The sequence below is a fragment of the Demequina phytophila genome, from assembly GCF_000971135.1.
GTDB classification, from domain to species: domain Bacteria; phylum Actinomycetota; class Actinomycetes; order Actinomycetales; family Demequinaceae; genus Demequina; species Demequina phytophila.
In genome coordinates this window covers 478,379-501,236 of sequence record NZ_BBLW01000002.1, presented here as the reverse complement: position 1 = coordinate 501,236, position 22,858 = coordinate 478,379, and the positions used below count along the sequence as shown (strand labels likewise).

The window sequence follows — 22,858 nt, the reverse complement described above, 5'->3', positions numbered from 1 at the left end:
CGCCCGCGGCGCCCCCGGCCGCTCCGGTCGGGGCCGCGCCCGCTGCTCCGGCCACCCCCGCGGCCCCGGCCGCTCCGGTGGCCCCCGCGGCCGCCGCATCGTCCGGCTCGGGCTACGTCACCCCGATCGTGCGCAAGCTCGCCGCCGACAAGGGTGTGGACCTGTCCGCGCTCACCGGCACCGGCGTGGGCGGCCGCATCCGCAAGGAGGACGTGCTCGAGGCCGCGGCCAAGGTCACGGCGGCCCCCGCCGCCGCTCCGGCCGCGGCGACCGCCGCTCCCGCCACCTCGGCCAACCAGGTCGAGGTCTCGGAGCTGCGCGGCCAGACGGTCAAGATGACCCGCATCCGCAAGATCACCGCCGACAAGATGATGGAGTCGCTGCACGGCATGGCGCAGCTCACCTCCGTCGTCGAGGTCGACTGCACCAAGATCTTCGCGCTGCGCGCCAAGAACAAGTCGGCGTTCTCCGCGAAGCACGGCGTGAACCTCACGTTCCTGCCGTTCTTCACCCGCGCCACGGCGATCGCGCTGCAGGAGCACGCGTTCCTCAACGCGTCGGTCGAGGACGGGAGCATCGTCTACCACCCGTCGGTCAACCTGTCGCTCGCGGTGGACACCCCCAAGGGCCTCATGCTCCCGACGCTCAAGGACGCGGACTCGAAGACAATCGTCGACCACGCCAAGGGCATCGTCGACCTCGCCACCAAGGCGCGCGAGGGCGGTCTGTCCTCCGACGAGATCTCGGGCGGCACGTTCTCGGTGACCAACACGGGCTCGGGCGGCACGCTGTTCGACACCCCGATCGTCCCCGCGCCGCAGGTGGGCATCCTCGCGACCTGCGCGATCGTCAAGAAGCCGGTCGTGGTCAAGGGCCCCGACGGCGAGGACGTCATCTCGGTCCGCCCGATGTGCTACCTCCCGCTCAGCTACGACCACCGGATCGTGGACGGCGCGGACGCGGCCCGCTTCCTGCAGACCGTGAAGCGGATCATCGAGGCCGGCGAGTTCGAGTCCGAGCTCGGTCTCTGACGGACCAGGACAACTGAAGATGCGCGTCGTGATCGCAGGCTCCTCGGGGCTGATCGGCACGGCGCTCAAGAAGGACCTGCACGAGGGCGGCCACGACGTGGTCGCCCTCGTGCGGCGTTCACCCGCGGGACCGCACGAGTCGCGCTGGGACCCCGCCACCGGCGCGATCGACGCGGACGTGATCCGCTCGGCCGACGTCGTGGTCAACCTCGCCGGCGCCTCGATCGGCGCCAAGCGCCTCACCGACTCCTACGCCGCCGAGGTGCGCCGGTCCCGCGTGGATTCGACCCGCACCATCGTGCGGGCGATCCTGGGGGACGATGCGGGGGCCGGGTTCTCCGGCATGCTCCTCCAGGGCTCCGCGATGGGCTTCTACGGCGACCGTGCCGAGGAGCGGCTCGACGAGGCCTCCAGCCCCGGCCGCACCCTCCTGTCGGGAATCGTGCTCGACTGGGAGGCCGAGGCGCAGCCCGTGCGCGACGCGGGCGTGCGCGTGGTCACCGCGCGCACCGGGCTGGTGCTCGCCTCGCATGGGGGTTTCGCGGAGCGGCTGCTCCCCCTCACCTCGCGCGGGCTGCTCGGGTCGCTCGGGCGGCCCGACACGTGGCACTCGTGGATCGCCCTCGAGGACCACATCCGCGCGCTGCGCTTCCTCATCGACTCGGACCACCACGGCGTCGCGCTGTGCATCTCACCCCACCCGGCGCGCGACGCCGCTCTGATGCGGGCCTTCTCCGAGGCCGCGGGGAGGCGCCCCGGCTTCCGGGTCCCCAAGACAGTGCTCGACATCGCCGTGGGGCGCGCGATCGAGGACCTGCTGACGTCGCAGCACGGCTCCCCCACCGTGCTGACGCGCCTGGGCTTCGCGTGGCGCCACCCGACCGTCGAGGACGCCGCTCGCTGGGTCATGGCGGCACGCTGACCCGCTCGACCCGCCACCGCTCGCCCGACCACACGAGCGCCAGCCGCGCCACCTGACGCTGCTCCGGCACCTCGGTCCGCTCGCGGCCGTCCACGAGCGTGTGCGCCGTGAGCACGTACGCGACGTCGACGGTGGCGCGTGAGCCGTCACCACGGACCGGGGCGACCTCGCGCACCTCCACGGCGAGTCCCTCGACCCGAACCGCGGCGAACTGGCGCGCCTCGCGCGCCGCGGTCGCCCACGCACGCGAACCCGGCACCGTGAGCGCCACCAGCGCGTCACCGTCCCCGGCCGCGATGGCCTCGATCCGCTCGAGGGTGAGCTCGCGCGCCGCGTCCGTGGGCGCCGGCAGGGACGATGCCACCGGCACCTCCGCTCCACCCGCCACCCCGGTCCCGGCCGCGCCCACCCCCACGACGGGCGCGACGGCAGCCGGCACGGGCCCCCAGAGCATCCAGCCGGCGGCGAGAGCGCCGACGGCGGCGACAGCCACGAGCCGCGCCGGGCGACGCCGCAGGCGCCAGTGCCACGCCCGCGGATCACGCTCGGTGCGGATGGACCGGGCCGCGGGCTGCGCAGGCGCCTCCGCGTCGACCGGCCGCCACCTCGTCGGGGTGGCGCACCCGAGGATCCCGCGCGCCACCGCCCCGGCGGACGGCCGGGCGGCCGGGTCGGGGTCGAGGAGCGGCGCCATCCACGCCTCCGCCTCCGTGCGGTACGCGGGCGAGGCGACGGCGAGCGCGACCGCGCCCAGCGCGTGCACGTCGCCCGCCGCGGTCGGCGGCCCGCCCGCGGCGCGCTCGGGCGCCGCGAAACCAGGGGTGCCGCGCTCGCCGCCCAGCGCCGGACCCACGAGGTCGACCAGTACGGGCCGGACCCCCACGAGCACGTTGGAGGGCGACACGTCGCCGTGCGCGAGACCGTGAGAGTGGAGCGCGTCGAGCGCCTCCGCGATGCCCGCGACGAGCCACACCCACTCGCCCACGCCCGCCGTGCTGCCGGCGGCGGCGAGCGTCGCCCCGGCGACGCGGGGCGACAACGCCAGCACGGCATCGTCCTCCCGCACGATGTCAAGCGGCGCGCAGATCCCCGGGTGCTCGACCACGCTCAGGGCGGCGACGCGGGCGCGTGCAAGGCGCTCGGCCGCGTCGCCGCGACCGACGGTCCGCGAGACCCGGTCGAGACGGAGTGGGGTGATGTGCCGCACCCCTCCACCGTCGCATCAGCGACAGCGGAGGGGTGCGTTCTCCACAGGAGGATTCAGTCGCCGATGCGACGGGCCGGCCACCATGCACGGCGGCCGATGTCCGCGATGAGGCCCGGGACCAGCAGGGACCGGACCACGAACGTGTCGATGAGCACGCCCGCCGCGACGAGGAACGCGATCTGCGCGAGGAAGATCAGCGGGATGACGCCCAGCGCCGCGAACGTCGCGGCGAGCACGATGCCCGCGGACGTGATCACGCCGCCGGTCACCGCCAGCGCCCTCCTGATGCCTTCGCGGGCGCCGTGCTGCAGTGACTCCTCCCGCGCGCGCGACATGAGGAAGATCGAGTAGTCGACACCGAGCGCGACGAGGAACACGAACCCGAGCAGCGGCACGGACGGGTCCGTTCCGGGGAAGTCGAGCACGTGGTTGAACACGATCGCCGCGAGACCCATGGTCGCCGCGAAGCTCAGAACGTTCGCCACGATGATGAGCACCGGCGCCAGGATCGAGCGCAGCAGCAGCATGAGGACTACCAGGATCACCGCGAGGATGGTCGGCAGGATGATCTTCAGGTCTCGCTCGCTGGTGAGGCGGGTGTCCAGCGACTCGGCGGCCTGACCACCCACCAGTGCCTCGGAGTCGACCGCGTGCGCCTCGTCGCGGACGTCCGCGACGATGTCGAGGGCCTCGGCCGAGGACGCCGAGACCTGCGTGATGGCGTCGATCTCGACGAGGCCGTCGACCACGATCGGGTCCTCGGGCACCGCCCCCGCCGGGGCACCGGCGGCCACCGCGGGCGTGAGCAGGTACGCCTGCGTGACGCCGTCGACACCCTCGACGGCCGCGAGCACGTCCTGTGCCGAGCCCTCCGCGGTGATGATGCGGATCGGCGACGTCGCGCCGGCCTCGAAGTGCTGCTCGAGGAACTCGAAGCCCGTGACGGACTCGGTCTCGGCGGTGAAGATGTCGCGCTCGCCCAGGCCTCCGGACTTGAAGGTCGGCACGAACGCCGCGAGGATCACGAGTCCGAGCGCCGCCGCGGCCCACACCGCGCGCGGACGCGAGTCGACGAACCGCGACACGCGGCCCCACACGCCGGCGCGCGCCTCGACGGCCTCGATGGTCTCCTCCGCTTCGTGGGCGTCGTCGCCGCGGTAGCGCGGCATCGCCGGCCAGAACACGCCGCGGGCGTGCTTGCCGCCGATGAGGAGCAGGGCGGGCAGGAGGGTGAGCGCCGCGAGAAAGGACGCCGCGATGCCGATCGCGCCGGCCGGGCCGAGCGCCGCGTTGGACTTGAGGTCGCTCAGCAGAAGCACCAGGAGGCCCAGGATCACGGTGCCGGCCGAGGCGGCGATGGGCTCGAGCGAGCGCTTCCACGCGTGACCAAGAGCCGCGTAGGGCGACTGGATCCGCAGCAGCTCCTCGCGGTAGCGGGCGACCAGGAGCAGCGAGTAGTCGGTGGTCGCACCGACCACGAGGATGAACATGATGCCCTGGCTCTGGCCGTTGAGCGTGATGACGTCCGCGCTCGCGAGGGCGTACACGGCGATGATCGCGCCGGTGAGCGCGAGCATGGAGGTCGCGAGCACCAGGAACGGCAGCACGGGGCTGCGGTAGACGATCAGCAGGATGAGCAGCACCACGCCCAGCGCGACCAGGAGCAGGATGCCGTCGATGCCGCCGAACGCCTCGACGAGGTCCGCGACCAGGCCCGCGGGTCCGGTGACATAGCCCGTCAGACCGGTGTCGGCCTGCTCCCAGGCGGTGCGGAGCGTGTCGACGTAGAGCTGGCCCACGGACTCCTCGCCCGCCATCTCGTCGAACACCTCGGCGTCCACCGCGAAGGACACGAGGATCGCCTCGCCATCCTCGGACGGGATGGCGGTGGGGCCCTGGCCCTGCGGGCCGGTGAGGGTGATGTCGCCGACGGTGCGGCCCTCGGGGTCGCCCTCGAGCGCCTCCGTCAGAACCGAGTCGACGAAGGCCTGGACGGTCGCGACGTCCGCCGCGCCGCCGTCGACGGCGAGGAGCGCCGGGACGGAGTCGGTGGGGGCGAACTCGGCGTGCAGGTCGGCGGCCTCGGTCGACTCGGCGTTCGACGGCAGGAAGGCGGCGGAGTCGTTCTCCTGCACCTCCGAGAGCTTGCCGAACGTCTGTCCGCCGGCGCCGCCGACGGCGAGCCAACCGAAGATCACCAGGATGATGAGCAGGGGACGTGCCCAGGATCGAAGCTTCATGTGGAGAATGATGCCGGAACCAGGCACGCCTATTCCCGACCGGGTCAAGAGTTACCATCCTGTGATGCGCATCGTCCCCCTCGACCTCGGCACCCGCCTGGTGCCCTACCAGGAGGCGTGGGACCTCCAGCGGGAGGTTCACGCCGCCGTGGTCGCCGGCGAGGCCGAGGACACCCTCCTCCTGGTCGAGCACGAGCCCGTCTACACCGCGGGCAAGCGCACCGCGACCTGGGACCGTCCCGTCGATGGTTCCCCGGTGATCGACGTCGACCGCGGCGGGCGCATCACGTGGCACGGCCCGGGCCAGCTGGTGGCCTACCCGATCGTCCGGCTCGCGGAGCCCGTCGACGTGGTGCGGTACGTCCGGCAGCTCGAGCAGGCCGTCATGGACGTGTGCGCGACCTTCGGGCTCGACACGATCCGGGTGGAGGGCCGCTCGGGCGTGTGGCTGCCCGCGACGGACACGCGGCGTGAGCGGAAGATCTGCGCGATCGGCGTGCGCGTGGCCAAGGGCGTCACCATGCACGGCATCGCGCTCAACTGCACGCCCGACCTGAACTGGTACCAGCGCATCGTCCCGTGCGGCATCTCCGACGCGGACGTCACGTCCCTCGCCGCCGAGCTGGGACGCGACGTGCCCCTCGCCGAGGCGGTCGACCCGACCGTGCGATTCCTGGAAGCCGCCCTCGCCGACGTAAGGTGGGCCCAGGCGCCCACCGGCGCAGACTCCCCCCTCCCCACGAAGGAGCCCGTGTGACCATCGCACCCGAGGGCCGCAAGATGTTGCGCGTCGAGGCCCGCAACTCGGCCGTCCCGATCGAGCGCAAGCCCGAGTGGATCCGCACCAAGGCGACCATGGGCCCCGAGTACAAGGACCTCAAGGGCCTGGTGAAGAGCGGCGGCCTGCACACGGTGTGCGAGGAGGCCGGCTGCCCCAACATCTTCGAGTGCTGGGAGGACCGCGAGGCCACGTTCCTCATCGGCGGCGACCAGTGCACGCGTCGCTGCGACTTCTGTCAGATCGACACCGGCAAGCCCGCCGCCTTCGACGCCGACGAGCCCCGCCGCGTCGCCGAGTCCGTGCGCCAGATGGGCCTCAAGTACTCGACCATCACGGGCGTCGCACGCGACGACCTCGAGGACGGCGGCGCGTGGCTCTACGCGGAGACGGTCCGCCAGATCCACTCGCTCAACCCGGGCACCGGCGTCGAGCTTCTCATCCCCGACTTCAACGCGGACCCCGCCCAGCTCGCCGAGGTGTTCTCCTCGCGCCCCGAGGTCCTCGCCCACAACCTCGAGACGGTGCCGCGCGTGTTCAAGCGCATCCGCCCGGGCTTCCGCTACGACCGCTCGCTGTCCGTGCTCACCGCGGCGCAGGAGGACGGCCTGGTCACCAAGTCCAACCTCATCCTGGGCATGGGCGAGACGTTCGATGAGGCGGTCGAGGCGCTCCGCGACCTCCACGCCGCCGGCTGCGACCTCATCACCATCACCCAGTACCTGCGCCCCTCGCCGCGCCACCACCCCGTGGACCGCTGGGTCAAGCCCGCCGAGTTCGTCGAGCTCTCCGACATCGCGGAGGAGATCGGCTTCCTGGGCGTCATGTCGGGTCCGCTGGTGCGCTCGTCGTACCGCGCCGGCCGCCTGTGGGGCCAGGCGATGAAGAGCAAGGGCCGCGAGATCCCGGAGGCGCTCGCCCACCTGGGCGAGGCCACCGAGTCGCGCCAGGAGGCCTCGGCGCTGCTCAAGGCGCGCCCCGAGCTCGGCTGACACGGCCGTCCTTCCGCGGGGCACCGCGGGGGGACGATGCGCCGGCCGCGGGGGTCCCGGAGGGGTCCGGGCCTGCGACTAGACTGTGCGCATCATGGCTAAGGACAAGAGCACCGAGAGCAAGCCCAAGAAGCAGCGCTGGTACCACCTGGTCGCCCAGGCGTACCGGGTCACCGCCCCTCACGACAAGGCGTTGCTGCCCGGCATCATCGGCATCTTCGTCGGCGTGATCGCGATCGCGGTGCTCGTCGGCGTGCTGATCGGCAACACCGCCGCGATCGTCTACGCGTCGATCTTCGGCGTGCTGACGGGCGCGCTCGGCGCCATGTACTTCCTCACGCGCCGCTTCGAGCGCACCGCGTTCCTGCGCATGGAGGGCCAGACCGGATCGTCGCTCGCGGTCGCACAGACCATCCGCACCGGCTGGAAGTTCGAGGACAACCCGGTGAACATGGACACGCGCGGCAAGGGCGTGGTGTTCCAGGGCGTCGGCAAGGGCGGCATCGTCCTGCTCGCCGAGGGCGGCGCGATCATCCGCAAGCCCGCGGAGACGTCCAAGAAGCGCATCGAGAAGCTCGTCCCCGGCGTCCCCGTCACCGTGATCTACGTGGGCCGCGGCGAGGGCGAGGTGTCGCTCGACGGCCTCACCAAGGCGATCCGCAAGACCAAGAAGGCCCTGGGCCGCAACGACCGTCCCACGGTCGAGGCGCGCCTCAAGGCGATCGGCGGCGCGAAGCCCCCGATGCCCAAGGGCATCGACCCGGTGCGCGCGCGTCCCGACCGCAAGGGCATGCGCGGCCGCTGAGCCGTTGTCGAGGAACCGTCCGTGCTCCCTCTGGGGTAGCCACGGACGGTTCTTCGCTTTCCGCGCCTCCCATGGGGAGCTGAGCGACGCCCGTCAGCTCAGCGTGATCCTCACGCCGCGCTCCCCTGCCGCGACGCTCACGCCGTGCATGTCCGCGACCCGGGCGAGCCCCTCGGTCGTGGGCGTCGCCAGTCCACCCACGACCACCACGGTCGCGCCGGCCGCGAGCCCGGCACGCACGCCCGCGTCGGAGTCCTCGAACACCACACAGTCCTCGACCGCGACGCCCAGCGCCTCGGCGCCTCGGCGGTACGGCTCCGGGTCGGGCTTGCCGCGCTCGACGTCCTCCGCGGCCACCAGCACCTCCACGGCCGGGAATCCGAGCCGCGCGAGCCGGCGCAGCGCGGCCTCGCGCAGCGCCGAGGTCACCACGGCCCACCGCCCGGAAGGGATCGCGTGCACCGCCGCGACGGCGCCGGGGATCTCGACGTCGGCGTCGAAGCGCTCGTTCTCCCACTCCTCGATCTGGCGGAACCACGGCTCGATGTCCGCCTCCTCGCCCAGGAAGCGGCGCAGCGTCGCGCGGGCGGGGACCCCGTGGACGTGCGCGAGCACCTCGTCGACGTCGAAGCCGGCCTGGCGCGCGAAGTCGCCCCACACCACGTCCACCGTGGCGGTGGAGTCGATCAGCGTGCCGTCCATGTCGAGCAGGACGCCTGCGGCCTCGATGACGGTCACGCGACGCCCTCCGTTCCCCCGACGCGCACCACTCGCGTGTGCGCAAGGCGGTCGTGGAGCCCCCGCCCGTCGGGGCCCCACACCACCGCGGGGATCACCAGCGCGAGCAGCGCCGTGCGGATCGCGGCCTTGGTGAAGCCCACCGGCAGCGCGCCCTCCTCGCGCACCACGCGCAGGCCCAGCAGCCGGTGCCCGATGGTGGTGCCGAGCGTCGCGACCAGCAGCAGGTGCTGCACCGCCCACACGGCGAGCGTCGCGAACGGCGAGCCGGCGAGGAACGCCCGCTCGAGCCCGGTCACGGTGTCCGCCGGGTAGCTCGGGTCGGGGAAGAACGCCGACGAGATGAGCAGGCACAGCACCCAGTCGATCGCGATGCCGGCCAGCCGGCGTGGGACGAGGGCGGAGGGGGCGGTCTGCGCGGTCACCCCGAAAGCCTAGTCAACCGGCACCACGCGGGACGATGCGCGCGGCCCCCAGCCCGCGCATCGTCCCCCGGCGGCCCCCTCGCGCGCGGCGCCCGGGCGATACCACGGCCCGAAAGGTGCCACATGTAACACTCTGGAAACATTCCGTGTATCCGTAGGCAACGGACCGCCCCTAGGGTGTGAGGTGCCACCGAAGGCCTGTCCAACCTCTTCAAGGAGTACCGGATGTTCAAAGACGCCAACGAGGCGATCGAGTATGTGAAGAACGAGGGCGTCGAGTTCGTCGACATCCGCTTCTGCGACCTTCCGGGTCAGATGCAGCACTTCAACATCCCCGCGTCGCAGTTCACCGAGGACGTGTTCACCGAGGGCGCGATGTTCGACGGTTCGTCGATCCGCGGCTTCCAGGCGATCAACGAGTCCGACATGAAGCTGCTGCCGGATGTCGCCACCGCGTTCGTCGACCCGTTCCGCAAGGCGAAGACGCTCGTCATCAACTTCTCGATCGTGGACCCGTTCACGAACGAGCCCTACTCGCGCGACCCCCGCAACATCGCGGCGAAGGCCGTCGAGTACCTGAAGTCCACCGGCATCGGTGACACCGCCTTCTTCGCCCCCGAGGCGGAGTTCTTCATCTTCGACTCGGTTCGCTTCGACACGAACCAGCACGAGGGCTACTACCACATCGACTCGTCCGAGGCCTGGTGGAACACCGGCGTCGAGTACGAGGAGGACGGCACCCCGAACCGCGGCTACAAGACGCGCTACAAGGGCGGCTACTTCCCCGTCTCCCCCGGCGACCAGTTCGCGGACCTCCGCGACGAGATGTGCAAGGTCCTCGGCGAGGTCGGCCTCGAGCTCGAGCGCGCGCACCACGAGGTGGGCACCGCCGGCCAGCAGGAGATCAACTACCGCTTCAACACGCTGCTGCACGCGGGCGACGACATCCAGAAGTTCAAGTACGTCGTCAAGAACGTCGCGTGGCGCGCGGGCAAGACCGTGACCTTCATGCCGAAGCCGCTCTTCGGCGACAACGGCTCGGGCATGCACGTCCACCAGTCGATCTGGAAGAACGGCGAGCCGCTCTTCTACGACGAGTCCGGCTACGGCGGCCTCTCGGACATGGCCCGCTGGTACATCGGCGGCATCCTCAAGCACGCGCCGTCGCTGCTCGCGTTCACGAACCCGACCGTCAACTCGTACCACCGCCTCGTGCCGGGCTACGAGGCCCCGGTCAACCTGGTGTACTCGGCGCGTAACCGCTCCGCCGCGGTCCGCATCCCGATCACCGGCTCGAACCCGAAGGCCAAGCGCATCGAGTTCCGCGCGCCGGACCCGTCGTCGAACCCGTACCTCGCGTTCGCGGCGCTCCTGATGGCCGGCATCGACGGCATCAAGAACCGCATCGAGCCCCCGGCTCCGGTCGACAAGGACCTCTACGAGCTGCCCCCCGAGGAGCACGCCCAGATCGCCCAGGTGCCGGCCTCGCTCCCCGCGGTGCTCGACGCCCTCGAGGCGGACCACGGCTTCCTCACCGAGGGTGGCGTGTTCACCGAGGACCTCATCGAGATGTGGATCGACCTCAAGCGCACGCAGGAGATCGACCCGCTGCGCTTCCGTCCGCACCCGCACGAGTTCGAGCTCTACTACGACTGCTAAGCCGTAGTCGCTGATAAATCAGCGATCAAGCCCCCGACCGGACATGTTTTGGACATGTCTGGTCGGGGGCTCTTCTCATGCCAGGGCGTCTTGTACTGCGTCACGCGCGCGTTCGAGGCCAGCGGGCGTGACGGCCGTGTAGGTGCCGAGGGTAAGTCCAGACGACTCGTGTCCGGTCACGGCGTCGATCACCCGCAGTGGGACGCCGGCGTCGCCGAGGATGGTCGTGAAGGTCTTGCGGAACGTGTGCGCAGTGACGCGACCGGGGAAGTCCGCACGTCCCGCGAAGGCCGCCACTTGGCGTGCAGCGACGGTCTCCTGCCAGGGCCCGCCGTGGGGTCCGCTCAAGACAAGCGAGGTCTCTCGAACCTCCCGCTCCCGTCCGCGGTCCATGACCGGCAAGGCGGCGGCGAGCGGCGCGTGCGTCGCCCGATACGCCATCACAGCGTCGAGAACGATCGGGGCGAGTGGCACCGTGCGCTCCCCCGCGCTTGTCTTGGGTGCGGACAGGTAGAACCGCCCGTCTGCACGTAGCAGCTGCTGGCGCACCACCACCGTGCCTCCCGCCAACGCGTCTGCGTCGAGGCCGACCACCTCGGAGCCGCGGAGCCCCGCGCCGAGCGCGAGAAGCATGAACAGGGCGACGTCATCGCGCCCGACCGCGCGTGCAGCGCCGATGAGCGACATGGCTTCGGTTGGCGACGGGATGTACTCGCCCTGGCGACGCAGGGCAGACCGGGGCGCTCTGATGCGAGGCACCCTCGCGAACGGTGATGCCTCCCGCCACCCCTCAGCGACGACCGCATCGAAGAGGTGGCGCGCTTGGGTGTCCACCTTCGCCTGTGTTGCCACCGCGAGGTCCGACTCGGAGAGCACCCTGACGAACCTCAGCGCGTGGTTGTGCGTGACATCGGTAACGCGCGTCCGACCGAGCGCCGGGTAGATGTGCGTGCGCAAGGTCGCTTCCACGTTGACGGCAGTCAGCGGGGCGTGGCGGAGCTCGACCCGCCAGGCCTCTGCAAAGTCCTTGACCGTCGGCGCCCGACCACTCCGGACCAGGACGTCACTGCGCTGAACTTCCGCCTTGAGAACCGCTTGCACACGGCGGGCTTCGCGAACGCCCGTCACGCGCCGCTGGAGGTACCCGCGCGTACGTGGGTCGTAGACACGCACCCGATACTTGCCGTCGCCCAGGTCGGTGATGCCGGGATGCGTGCTCACGGTTCACCGCTCTTCACATGCGCGACAGTGGCTTGCGCACGGGCGAACGCCTCGTGCACGGCGGCGGGAAGTTCGAACCGCTTTGAGGAAGCGTCATCCGACTTATCGACCAACACCAGGCAATAGTCGAGGTAAGAACCGAGGCGCTTCGTGTTCTCCTCCATGCGCGCCAAGGTCGTCGACAACTCTTCGCGATCGCGCTCCACCACCGCCGAAAGTTCAAGCGCCGCCAAGTAGGCCTCATCTTCCAGACCACGTCCTGTCGCCGCCTGCCACAGCACGGCGGCATCCACGCCGAGGGCTTGCGCGAGTGTCGGCAGCTCCGCGACTTCGACTGGACGCACACCCGACTCGATCCGGCTGATCTTTGACTGCGCGAACTCTTCACCGATGACGGCAGACATCGCTTCCGCCAACGTCCGTTGAGTCATCCCCTGAGCCTGACGAAGCTCCGCCACCGCCCTGCCAAGAGCCACACGCCGGGACCGGCGTCGATCCTGTTCGATCTTGTTCATAGTTGGGATCGTACATGCATGCTGCTCATCGCAACAGATGAGTCCTGTTGAGTATCGTGGCGGAGGGCGCTATGGTGATGCATGCAGAGGATGCGCTGTCATGAGCGATGCGCATCAAGCGCTGGAGGTTCACATGAAGGCAGAGCAGTCGTCCCGGTCCACGAGGTCCCCCGTCATTGACGAGGTGCGCACCTACCTGTGGCTGGAGGAGCTGGCCGCGCAGACCGGCATCCCCACGAACACACTGCGCTCGTGGCGTAGCCAGGGAACTGGCGGACCGCGGTCGTTCACGATCGGTCGACGCGTGGCGTACGACCTTGCTGACGTTCGCAGTTGGCTCGAGGGCGAGCGCGACCACAGCGGTCGCTGAGCGCCCCCGCACCCCGAGCGCCAGGCGCCCGGGCCTTCGCACCAAGAGGAGATCCCCTCATGCACTGTCAGACCGCGTTGTCGCGCGCCCAGAACACCTCGCGGCGCGCGACCCGGCACCATCTCGATCAGGGCAACCCCGATCCGCGCAACCACCCGCGCGCCTTCCGCACGCGCTCAGCAGGGTCAGCACTGGGTGGTGTGGGGTGAGCACCACTGTGCCGCAGCCGGGCGGCGAACAGCAGCTCGCGCCGCCGCGATCCGCGCTCGAGTACGCGCTTCGGCACGCCCGCGGCGGATGGCCCGTGTTCCCGGTGCAGCCTCTGAGCGCGGGCGATAGCGCCAAGCGTCCCTACCGAGGCTTCACCCAATGGGAAGAGCGGGCCAGCACCGACATCGAGACTATTACGGCCTGGTGGGCGCTCGACTACCCCGATGCAGTCGTCGCTATCGCACCGGGGCCCGTGGAACGCGTCTGCATCGACATCGATCGTCACCCGGGGAAGCCGAACGGCTACGCGTCCCTTGTCGACGCAGGGGTCCACCTTCCCGCCTCTGCCCCCCAGCGCAGATCTCTGTCCGGGCGGGGCGTGCACTGCTGGTTTCGTGGGAGCGTCTCCAGCAGAAACGCCCTCTACCCGGGCGTCGACCGAAAGGGCCGCGGGGGCTACGTCGTCGCCATGTACGAACTGCCACCTGTTGCCGAAGTCCAGGCACGCCTCACGGCCGCGCTGCACGGCCCGGCGCCAACCGGCGTCAGCGCAGCTTATGGCGCCGGCATCGGCGACTGGTTGGCACAGCACGCGGGGTCAACCCCGTCGCCCGAGGTTGTCCGGTACGTGTCTGCCGTGCCGGCGACCGCGTTCTCGGGCCACGACTGGATGCTAAGGGCACAGGCCCACCTGGTTCAGCTGGCTGCCGAGGGTCACGGCGGGGTCCCCGAGGCGCTCAGCGTCATCAGCGAGCGATGGCACTCATCCGAACACCGTTCGGGCGACCCAAGAACTCAGTGGCGAGACGGCATCGAGGGTGCCATCCGCAAGTTTGGAGGCACACGTGACTGACCCCACCGACGACGCTGAACTCGTCAGGCGCGTCGCGTCGGAGATGCGCGACCACTACGCGTACACAGGCGCGTTGGGTTGGCTACGCCACGGCAAACGCGGGGTGTGGAAGCCCATCAACGACCGACAGATGCTGCATGTCGTCATGCGCCGCCTCGAAGAGATCGCCGCCGAACTTGCGCAGGACGACGCGCTACCACGGCCTTCGCCAAGAAGCGTGAAACTGCTCCGACAGACGAGGAAAGCGGAGAGCGTGATGCGCCCGCTCGCGGGCGCGCTCACCGTCGAACTCGGAGACTTCGATCAGAACCCAGCCGATCTCAACTGCCCCAACGGAGTCGTAGACCTGCGCACCGGGGAGCTTCGGCAGCATCAACCGTCGGACCGGTTCCTGCTGTGCGCCTCGGCTCCATTCGAGCCGGGCGCGACGTCGCCCGCATGGGCGGCCGCCACTGCTGCGATGACCGAGCAGACTCTGCAGTGGATGCAACTTCGGCTGGGGCAGGCGATCACCGGTGAAACGCCACCGGACGACCGCATCCTTTTCCTGCAAGGAGGCGGCGAGAACGGCAAGTCGCTCTTTGTCACCGGACTGCAGACGGCGCTCGGCGACTACGCGAAGGCCCTTCCCCATCGCGTGCTACTCGCAAGCCCCGGCGACCATCCCACCGAACTCATGGAACTGCGGGGCCTGCGGCTCGGGATCTTGGAGGAGCTTCCGGAAGGCCGCTACCTCAACGTGCAGCGGCTCAAGGCCACGGTTGGCACGTCCCGGATCAGCGCGCGACTGATCCGGCGCGACTCCGTCCAGTTCGACGCCACCCATGCGCTCATCGTCACGACCAACTACATGCCCCAGATCGCGGAGACCGACGCCGGTACGTGGCGTCGTCTCGTGATGATCCCCTTCCCCTTCCGCTACGTTTCCGTCCCGACAGCGGGTACCAACGAGCGCCCGCGCGACGACACACTCAAGACGGCGCTCCAGATCCGAGACCCCGCGGTTCTCGCCTGGCTCATAGAGGGCGCGGTTCGCTACTACAACGACCCCGAGGCCTTTCGTGAGGTGCCCGAAGAGGTCCGCCTCGCAACCGCTTCGTGGCGCGACGACGCTGACCTGATCGGCCAGTTCTTCGAAGAAGAGATCGAGCTCGACGAGGGCAACTTCGTAGCGAGCGCGCGACTCGCTGAGCGCTTCAACAAGTGGCTCGAACCCCAGGGCCACCAGAGAATGAACGTGCGCACGTTCATGTCCCGGTGGCGGAGTACCGAGTCCATCGCGTCACTCATGGCTGCTGGCGTCATCGCAGAAGCGCAGGGCCAGGGGCTGGACGGTAGGAAGGCGAAGGGCGTACGCGGCATCCGCCTTCGCGAGATGACCTACGACCACGAGTACGAGTAGGTGCGCGGCGCTCGACCCTCCGACTCGGTACCTTCGGGTTCCCCGTTCGCGTCGCGCGGCAACCAACGAACCCGGTCTGGGGTTCCCCGCCATGCCCCGGCGGCGGCCGCACACGGTCCCGCCGAACGTGAGTTGACCGGTTCCCCGGTTCGAGCGCCTCGCAGCTGCCAAACCAGAGGTCTCCCCGCGCACGTGGGGGTCGTCTCGGCGGAGCTCTCCGGGCATCCTTCTTCCAAGTGGGTTCTCAGTTCCCGCGGCGACTTCCGATGGCCGTGAACCTGCGACCCCTTGTTGGAGTCGGGCGCGTTTCGGCCTGACGACGAGCGCTCACAGCAAGCCTCAGTACTGATCGTTTACCTGGGACTTCGAACGATGCGACGACGAAGCGACATCGCGCTGGATCACAGCCGTTTCTGTCGTCATGTCCCCGGGATGTCCCCGATTGCGCGGGCGCCGAACCATCACGGCGGGCCGGCACAGCCCATCGGCCGCGCCGGGTGCGCGCGACTTGTTGGGCGTCAGGTTCCCATCCCGAAGAACGCCGCGACGGGGTCGCGGTCTACGCTCAACGGCAAAACCGTCATGGCCTTGAACTGTGCAGAGCTCGCGCACATAGGTCCGCCTGCATCGATGAACCGGAACTCGCCAGGGTGCACGACAGGAAGCTGTGAGAGCTGCGGCCCCATAACCGATGGCCAAAGGCGCGCCGCACGCCCAGCCGTGACGAGTGGGTGCTCAATGGCCCACCCGGGGTGCCAGACGATCGTCACGTCGAGTCCTCGGAACCCGAACCCCGCGGTCATGAAACGGAGGTCTACGCCGTCAACGATGACATGTGGCACCACGATGCCTTGCCGCGCACCATCGAAGTCGGCCTCACGGACGAGGGACCTTCGCGACACGAACACCGAGAAGTCGGCTGGTGGCGCGATGCCCTGGTTCATCCAGGACGTCCAACCCGGGTAGAACGGCGCGAGCGCGCCGCTGTCCTGGTGAGGACGCATGACAGGCTCATCGTGTTGAGCGAGCGGATGGCGCATCAGGAGTCCGACCTTCAGGAGCCAGGGGACGACTCCGGCGATCTCCGCTGGCGAGAGGTCGGGCAATGGCGAGTTGCCGGTCACCGACAACAGACGCCTGACGACCGCCTTCGCAGGCAACTCGATGAACTTGCTGAGTGCGTTGTTGCACGCTTCGCACATCGGGACGTGGAGTCCCTGCAGCGACGGCGCCGTCGCGGCCGAACCGTCCCGTCGTACCAGCGGCACATCGTTCTTGTGCGGAGTGAACGGCCCCTCCTGAGTGAACTCCCCAAGGAACCACGCAGGCCACACGTGCTCGCCGACGCCATGGTTTACGCCTGCGCACAACACGCAGGGTTCGCCAGGAAACCGATCGCCCATGGCGACCGAGAGTACGGCAACGGTGTGCCCATTACCAGAGCAAACGAACGTTCATCGCCGGTTGGCGCGTGGCGTCGCCCGTGTGTTACCGGGCGCGACTACGGTGGTCGCAGACCCCCGGACGAACGTGTCCGGCTTCGCATGAGCAGGAGACGACGGTGACCCCGACGACGAGCCAGGCGCAACGCGCTGAGCTGCACAAGACCATCTGGCGCATCGCCAACGACCTGCGCGGGTCAGTGGACGGATGGGACTTCAAGACGTACGTGCTCGGCATGCTGTTCTTCCGGTACGTGTCGGAGAACCTCACCGCCTATATCAACAAGGGCGAACACGACGCCGGCAGCCCCGACTTCGACTACGCGGAACTTCCCGACGAGCATGCCGAGTTCGGTCGCGCCGAGACCGTCGCCGAGAAGGGCTTCTACATCCTGCCCTCGGAGCTGTTCGTCAACGTCCGCAAGCATGCCGCGGGCGATGAGAACCTCAACGAGACGCTCGAGCGGGTGTTCGCCCACATCGAAGGCTCCGCGACAGGCACCGACAGCGAGGACGACCTCAAGGGCCTCTTTGACGATCTCGACGTGAACAGCTCGAAGCTCGGCCCGACCGTGTCGAAGCGCAACGAGAAGCTCGCCAAGCTGTTGGACGCGATCGGCGACCTGCCGTTGGGTGACTTCCAGGACAACGCGATCGACCTCTTCGGCGACGCGTACGAGTACTTGATGCAGATGTACGCCGCCAACGCGGGTAAGTCCGGCGGCGAGTACTACACGCCGCAGGAGGTCTCCGAGTTGCTGGCCCGCATCACGGTGGTCGGCAAGACGAGCGTGAACAAGGTCTACGACCCCGCCTGCGGGTCGGGCTCGCTGCTGCTGAAGTTCGCGAAGGTGCTGGGCAAGGACAACGTCCGCCAGGGCTTCTACGGTCAGGAGATCAACCTGACCACCTACAACCTCGCGCGGATCAACATGTTCCTGCACGACGTGAACTACGAGAAGTTCAACTTGGCTCATGGCGACACCCTCATCGACCCGGCTCACTGGGACGACGAACCGTTCGAGGCGATCGTGTCCAACCCGCCCTACTCCATCAAGTGGGACGGGGATGCGAACCCCCTGCTGATCAACGATCCGCGCTACTCCCCCGCCGGCGTCCTGGCACCGAAGTCCAAGGCCGACCTCGCCTTCACGATGCACATGCTGTCGTGGCTCGCCGTCGACGGCACAGCCGCGATCGTCGAGTTTCCTGGGGTTTTGTATCGCGGGGGCGCGGAGAAGAAGATCCGCCAGTACCTCGTTGACAACAACTACGTCGACGCCGTCATCCAGCTTCCCCCGGACCTGTTCTTCGGCACCGGCATCGCGACCTGCATCATCGTGCTCAAGAAGTCCAAGACCGACAACGCCGTCCTCTTCATCGACGCGTCCGCGCAGTTCGTCCGCTCGGGCAACAAGAACAAGCTCGACGAGGCACACCGCGCGGCCATTCTTGACGCGTTCACCGCGCGCGAGGACGTCGACCACTTCTCCAAGGTCGTCGCGAACGATGCGATCGCCGCCAACGACTACAACATCGCCGTCTCCTCCTACGTCGAGGCCGAGGACACCCGCGAGGTCGTCGACATCGCCGAGCTCAACGCCGAGATCGCCCGCATCGTCGCCCGCCAGGCCGAGCTCCGCACCGCCATCGACGCCATCGTCGCCGACCTCGAAGGCGCACAGTGAGCCGTATCGACGACCTGATCGCGAAGCAGTGCCCAAGCGGCGTGCGATTCGCGTCCATCGGCGAGGTCGCCGCCGTGTCGTCGGGTGCGACTCCGTCCAAGTCTGTGACCGCATACTGGGTCGATGGCACGATCCCCTGGTTGAGCTCCGGCGAGGTCAATAAGGAAACGATCTACCAGGCGGACACGCTGATATCGCAGTCTGGCTACGACTCCTGCAGTACCAAGATGATCCCGCCTGGGGCGGTCGTCATGGCGCTTGCGGGACAGGGCAAGACACGTGGCACGGTGGCCCGTACAAGACTTGAGTGCTGCACCAATCAGTCGCTCGCGGCGATCGTCCCGGACGAGGCTCTCGACGGCGACTTTCTCTTTCACTTCCTTCGCACTCAGTACTCGCGTCTCCGTGATCTGTCGTCTGGCGACGGGACGCGAGGGGGACTCAACCTCGCCATGATCAGGTCGTACAAGGTCCCGGTCCCGCCGCTCGAGGTGCAGCGGGAGATCGTGCGCATCCTCGACACCTTCACGGAACTGGAGGCGGACCTGGAGGTGGAGTTGCAGTCGGAGGTGGACGCGCGCCGACAACAGCACGACTACTACCGAGATGCGATCCTCCGGCCCACGCGCGAGGCGGGCCAAGTGGTCCGGCTCGCCGACGTCGCCGAAGTCATCTCAGGCTTCGCCTTCAAGAGCAACGAGTTTTCCAACGACACCGCCGACGTGGCACTGCTTCGCGGCGACAACATCGGGCAAGGCAAGCTGAACGAACGACCGTTCAAGCGATGGCATCGCGCGCCGAACGACGGGCTGGAACGGTACGAGCTCCTGCCAGGCGACGTGGTACTCGCAATGGACCGCCCGTGGGTCCCTGCGGGCCTGAAGTGGGCGCGGATCACGGACCAAGTCGGTCCGGCTCTGCTGGTCCAGCGCGTCGCTCGGCTCCGCCCGCGCACGGCGACTCTCTCTCAGCAGTTTCTCGGCGCGCTCATCTCTTCCCCAGCCTTCACGCGGCATGTACTGGCCGTGGCGACCGGCAACACGGTGCCGCACATCAGTGGCGCGCAGATCGGCTCGTTCGCGTTTCAACTACCGTCTTTGGCTCGGCAATTGGAGCTTGCATCGAAGCTCGAAGACTTCGACGCCAAGCAGATTGGGCTGCATGAAGCCGTTGCGACCGAACGCGCCCAGCGCCGCACACAGTACGAGCACTACCGGGATCGGCTGTTGACGTTCAAGGAGCTCGGGCAATGAGCGAGGCACCCGCGCGTCACTTCGACACGATCGCGGTGTCGAGCGAGTCAACGGTGGTGGCCGAGTACACGCCGGACCCGGCGACGGCATCGTCGTACCAGTCGGAGTCGGAGCTCGAGAACGAACTGCTCCGCCTACTGCAGTCACAGGCGTACGAACGCCTCCACATCACCACCGAGGCCGATCTGGTGGCGAACGTCCGCACCCAGCTCGAGGCGCTCAACGACGTCGTCTTCACGGATGCGGAGTGGCAGCGGTTCTTCACAACGAGCATCTCCGCTGCGAACGAAGGCATCGTCGACAAGACAGTGCGCCTGCAGGAGAACCACGTCCAGGTCCTCAAGCGCGACGATGGCTCGAGCAAGAACGTCCGGCTGATCGACAAGCAGCACGTGCACAACAACCGGCTGCAGGTGATCAACCAGTACGAGGTCGGCGCAGGCGAGGGCGGCGCGAAGCACGCCAACCGCTACGACGTCACGATCCTCGTTAACGGGCTGCCGGTGGTGCATGTCGAGCTCAAGCGGCGCGGTGTGGACATCCGTGAGGCGTTCAACCAGATCGACCGCTACCAGCGCGACTCGTTTTGGACCGGCTCGGGCCTGTTCGAGTACGTGCAGCTGTTCGTGATCTCCAACGGCACGCTGACGAAGTACTACTCGAACACGACCCGCCGCCAGCACCTGTCCGAAGCCTCGGGTTCCAAGGGCACGCGGAAGACGTCGAACTCGTTCGAGTTCACCTCCTGGTGGGCCGATGCGACCAACCGACCCATCCAGGACCTCACGGCGTTCACGAAGACGTTCTTCGCCAAGCACACGCTGCTCAACGTCCTGACGAAGTACTGCGTGCTGACCGCGGACCGGCTGCTGCTGGTGATGCGGCCGTACCAGATCGTCGCGACCGAGCGGATCTTGAACAAGATCGACATCGCCACCAACCATCGCCAGCTCGGCACGGTCGAAGCGGGCGGCTACGTGTGGCACACCACCGGCTCCGGCAAGACCCTCACCTCCTTCAAGACCGCCCAGCTGGCCTCCCGGATGGCGTCGGTCGAAAAGGTGCTGTTCGTGGTGGACCGCAAGGATCTCGACTACCAGACGATGCGCGAGTACGACCGCTTCGAGAAGGGTGCGGCGAACTCCAACCAGTCCACCGCGGTGCTGAAGAAGCAGCTCGAAGACCCGGGCGCGAAGATCATCATCACCACGATCCAGAAGCTGTCGACTTTCATCGCCGCTAACAAGGGCCACGCAATCTACTCCGGCCACGTGGTGCTGATCTTCGACGAGTGCCACCGCTCCCAGTTCGGTGACATGCACACCGCGATCACGAAGGCGTTCAAGCGCTACAACCTGTTCGGCTTCACCGGCACCCCGATCTTTGCCGAGAACTCGTCGTCGGGCGGCAACGTTCAGCTCAAGACCACCGAGCAGGCGTTCGGGGCGAAGCTGCACACGTACACGATCGTCGACGCGATCACCGACAAGAACGTGCTGCCGTTCCGCATCGACTACGTCAACACAGTCCGCGTAGGCAACGTCACCGACAAGCAGGTCACCGCCATCGACACCGAAAAGGCGCTGCTGTCCAAGGAGCGAGTGTCCAAGGTCGTCGAGTACACGCTGGAGCACTTCGATCAGAAGACCAAGCGCGACCGCGCCTACACGCTCGGCGAGAAGCGCGTGCGGGGCTTCAACGCGCTGTTCGCGACCGCGTCGATCGAGGCCGCGAAGATCTACTACAACGCCTTCACCACCGCCCAGTACGGCCTGCCGTCAGACCGAAGGCTCAAGGTCGGGCTGATCTTCTCCTACGGCGCGAACGAGGCCGTCGAGGACGGCGCGCTGTCCGAGGAAGGCTTCGACACCGACGGCCTGGACAAGAGCTCACGCGACTTCCTCGAGGACGCGATCCAGGACTACAACGACATGTTCGGCATGTCGTTCGACACCTCGGGCAAGCAGTTCGAGAGCTACTACAAGGACCTGTCGCTGCGGATGAAGAGCCGCGAGATCGACCTGGTCATCGTGGTCAACATGTTCCTCACCGGCTTCGACGCCACCACCATGAACACCCTGTTCGTGGACAAGAACCTCCGCTCCCACGGCCTCATCCAGGCCTACTCGCGCACCAACCGCATCCTCAACTCCGTCAAGACGTACGGCAACATCGTGTCTTTCCGCGACCTTGAGGACGCCACCAACGACGCGATCTCGCTGTTCGGCAACAAGGACGCCGGCGGCATCGTGCTGCTCAAGCCCTACCGCGAGTACTACGCCAACTACGCCGAGAAGGTCACCGAACTCCTCGACCAGTTCCCGCTCGGCACGGCGATCATCAGTGAGACCGCCCAGAAGACGTTCATCGAGCTATTCGGCGTGATCCTGAGGTTGCAGAACATCCTCACGTCGTTCGACGACTTCTCCGGCCACGAGATCCTCTCCCCACGCCAGCAGCAGGACTACAAGAGCCTGTACCTGGACCTGCACGCTGAGTTCCGCAAGGAGCGCGACGCCGACAAGGAGTCGATCCTCGACGACGTCGTCTTCGAGATCGAGTTGATCAAGCAGGTCGAGATCAACGTCGACTACATCCTCATGCTCGTGGGGCGCTTCCGCGACACCCACGGCGATGGCGAGGACAAGGAGATCCGCGCCGAGATCTCCCGCGCCATCGACTCCTCCCCCTCGCTTCGCAACAAGAAGGACCTCATCGAAGACTTCGTCGACTCCGTCACCACCGACGGCGAACTCGACGCCGAATGGCGGGCCTTCATCGCGGCCCGGCGGCAGGCTGAGCTCGAAGCGATCATCGGCGACGAAGGCCTCCGCCCTGACGAGACCGCCGACTTCATCGCCGCTGCTTTCCGCGACGGAGCGATCGCCAAGACCGGCACCGCGATCACCCGCATCCTGCCGCCCGTGTCGCGCTTCTCCCCCGGCGGTGACCACGGCGACAAGAAACAACGAGTGCTCGGGCGGCTCGAGGCGTTCTTCGAACGGTTCCTTGGACTCGCCAGCGACCCTCGGGACTCGTAGGCCTCACGACCATGGTTACGCCCGCCCATGGCCCTCAGTTGCCGTCGTCACACCCTCTCCACGGGA

The 22,858-nt window shown here is 68.2% G+C and carries 19 protein-coding genes; 12 read left to right on the top strand and 7 right to left on the bottom strand.

What is annotated here, in order from left to right; genetic code table 11:
* Both sucB and AOM01_RS05045 read left to right on the top strand, forming a co-directional pair.
* The coding region (gene sucB, locus AOM01_RS05050; RefSeq protein ID WP_082110008.1) for a 2-oxoglutarate dehydrogenase, E2 component, dihydrolipoamide succinyltransferase at positions 1 to 1,031 on the top strand (1,031 nt) is incomplete at its 5' end.
* A 28-nt stretch (positions 1,032 to 1,059) separates the two neighbouring features.
* Positions 1,060 to 1,953 (top strand): TIGR01777 family oxidoreductase, encoded by an 894-nt coding sequence (locus AOM01_RS05045; protein WP_169746516.1) that lies wholly within the window; start codon positions 1,060 to 1,062, stop codon positions 1,951 to 1,953.
* Here AOM01_RS05045 and AOM01_RS05040 read toward each other — a convergent pair.
* Together AOM01_RS05040 and AOM01_RS05035 are read right to left on the bottom strand one after the other, a co-directional pair.
* On the bottom strand, positions 1,937 to 3,160 hold the full coding sequence (locus AOM01_RS05040) for a protein kinase family protein (RefSeq protein ID WP_062289839.1): 1,224 nt from the start codon (positions 3,158 to 3,160) through the stop codon (positions 1,937 to 1,939). The genes AOM01_RS05045 and AOM01_RS05040 overlap by 17 nt on opposite strands.
* 53 nt (positions 3,161 to 3,213) lie before the next feature.
* Complete coding sequence (locus AOM01_RS05035) at positions 3,214 to 5,400, bottom strand: MMPL family transporter (protein WP_062289836.1); 2,187 nt, start codon at positions 5,398 to 5,400, stop codon at positions 3,214 to 3,216.
* Positions 5,401 to 5,464: 64 nt separating this feature from the next.
* Between AOM01_RS05035 and lipB the strand changes: the two genes are divergently transcribed.
* The 3 genes from lipB to AOM01_RS05020 all read left to right on the top strand — a co-directional run bounded on the left by lipB (position 5,465) and on the right by AOM01_RS05020 (position 7,975).
* Positions 5,465 to 6,157 (top strand): lipoyl(octanoyl) transferase LipB, encoded by a 693-nt coding sequence (lipB, locus tag AOM01_RS05030; RefSeq protein WP_062289833.1) that lies wholly within the window; start codon positions 5,465 to 5,467, stop codon positions 6,155 to 6,157.
* Positions 6,154 to 7,170, top strand: coding sequence for a lipoyl synthase (gene lipA / locus AOM01_RS05025; protein ID WP_062289830.1), 1,017 nt, complete (start codon positions 6,154 to 6,156; stop codon positions 7,168 to 7,170). The genes lipB and lipA overlap by 4 nt, the downstream gene beginning before the upstream one ends.
* A 94-nt stretch (positions 7,171 to 7,264) precedes the next feature.
* The gene (locus tag AOM01_RS05020) at positions 7,265 to 7,975 is read left to right on the top strand and encodes a DUF4191 domain-containing protein (protein WP_156155836.1); all 711 of its coding nucleotides are present in this window, start codon (positions 7,265 to 7,267) and stop codon (positions 7,973 to 7,975) included.
* Positions 7,976 to 8,068: 93 nt separating this feature from the next.
* Here the strand turns inward: AOM01_RS05020 and AOM01_RS05015 are convergent, their stop codons facing one another.
* Positions 8,069 to 8,713, bottom strand: coding sequence for an HAD-IA family hydrolase (locus tag AOM01_RS05015; RefSeq protein WP_156155835.1), 645 nt, complete (start codon positions 8,711 to 8,713; stop codon positions 8,069 to 8,071).
* Positions 8,710 to 9,138 (bottom strand): RDD family protein, encoded by a 429-nt coding sequence (locus AOM01_RS05010; protein WP_062289825.1) that lies wholly within the window; start codon positions 9,136 to 9,138, stop codon positions 8,710 to 8,712. Before AOM01_RS05010 ends, AOM01_RS05015 begins: the two co-directional genes overlap by 4 nt.
* A gap of 225 nt (positions 9,139 to 9,363) precedes the next feature.
* Between AOM01_RS05010 and glnA the strand changes: the two genes are divergently transcribed.
* A complete protein-coding gene (glnA, locus tag AOM01_RS05005; protein ID WP_062289822.1) occupies positions 9,364 to 10,797 on the top strand; it encodes a type I glutamate--ammonia ligase in 1,434 nt (477 codons plus the stop codon).
* Positions 10,798 to 10,872: 75 nt separating this feature from the next.
* Here the strand turns inward: glnA and AOM01_RS05000 are convergent, their stop codons facing one another.
* Entirely contained in the window at positions 10,873 to 12,018 is a 1,146-nt protein-coding gene (locus AOM01_RS05000; RefSeq protein WP_062289819.1) for a tyrosine-type recombinase/integrase, read from the bottom strand.
* On the bottom strand, positions 12,015 to 12,533 hold the full coding sequence (locus AOM01_RS04995) for a helix-turn-helix domain-containing protein (protein WP_082109991.1): 519 nt from the start codon (positions 12,531 to 12,533) through the stop codon (positions 12,015 to 12,017). Before AOM01_RS04995 ends, AOM01_RS05000 begins: the two co-directional genes overlap by 4 nt.
* A 100-nt stretch (positions 12,534 to 12,633) precedes the next feature.
* Between AOM01_RS04995 and AOM01_RS14585 the strand changes: the two genes are divergently transcribed.
* From AOM01_RS14585 to AOM01_RS04980, 3 genes are all read left to right on the top strand, one after another.
* The gene (locus AOM01_RS14585; protein WP_228374217.1) at positions 12,634 to 12,903 is read left to right on the top strand and encodes a helix-turn-helix transcriptional regulator; all 270 of its coding nucleotides are present in this window, start codon (positions 12,634 to 12,636) and stop codon (positions 12,901 to 12,903) included.
* A 205-nt stretch (positions 12,904 to 13,108) separates the two neighbouring features.
* Positions 13,109 to 13,966 (top strand): bifunctional DNA primase/polymerase, encoded by an 858-nt coding sequence (locus AOM01_RS04985; RefSeq protein WP_062289813.1) that lies wholly within the window; start codon positions 13,109 to 13,111, stop codon positions 13,964 to 13,966.
* A complete protein-coding gene (locus AOM01_RS04980; RefSeq protein ID WP_062289811.1) occupies positions 13,959 to 15,368 on the top strand; it encodes a DNA primase family protein in 1,410 nt (469 codons plus the stop codon). The genes AOM01_RS04985 and AOM01_RS04980 overlap by 8 nt, the downstream gene beginning before the upstream one ends.
* Positions 15,369 to 15,886: 518 nt before the next feature.
* Here AOM01_RS04980 and AOM01_RS04975 read toward each other — a convergent pair.
* Positions 15,887 to 16,771, bottom strand: a complete 885-nt coding sequence (locus AOM01_RS04975; RefSeq protein WP_156155833.1) for a hypothetical protein — start codon at positions 16,769 to 16,771, stop codon at positions 15,887 to 15,889.
* 158 nt (positions 16,772 to 16,929) lie between these two features.
* Here AOM01_RS04975 and AOM01_RS04970 point away from each other — a divergent pair, with 158 nt between their 5' ends.
* Genes AOM01_RS04970 through AOM01_RS04960 form a run of 3 tightly spaced genes read left to right on the top strand, consistent with a single transcriptional unit; the run spans position 16,930 to position 22,792 of the window.
* Positions 16,930 to 18,498, top strand: coding sequence for a type I restriction-modification system subunit M (locus AOM01_RS04970; RefSeq protein ID WP_062289805.1), 1,569 nt, complete (start codon positions 16,930 to 16,932; stop codon positions 18,496 to 18,498).
* Positions 18,495 to 19,751 (top strand): restriction endonuclease subunit S, encoded by a 1,257-nt coding sequence (locus AOM01_RS14140; RefSeq protein WP_082109990.1) that lies wholly within the window; start codon positions 18,495 to 18,497, stop codon positions 19,749 to 19,751. Before AOM01_RS04970 ends, AOM01_RS14140 begins: the two co-directional genes overlap by 4 nt.
* The gene (locus AOM01_RS04960; RefSeq protein ID WP_062289801.1) at positions 19,748 to 22,792 is read left to right on the top strand and encodes a type I restriction endonuclease subunit R; all 3,045 of its coding nucleotides are present in this window, start codon (positions 19,748 to 19,750) and stop codon (positions 22,790 to 22,792) included. Before AOM01_RS14140 ends, AOM01_RS04960 begins: the two co-directional genes overlap by 4 nt.
* Positions 22,793 to 22,858 lie beyond the last annotated feature (66 nt).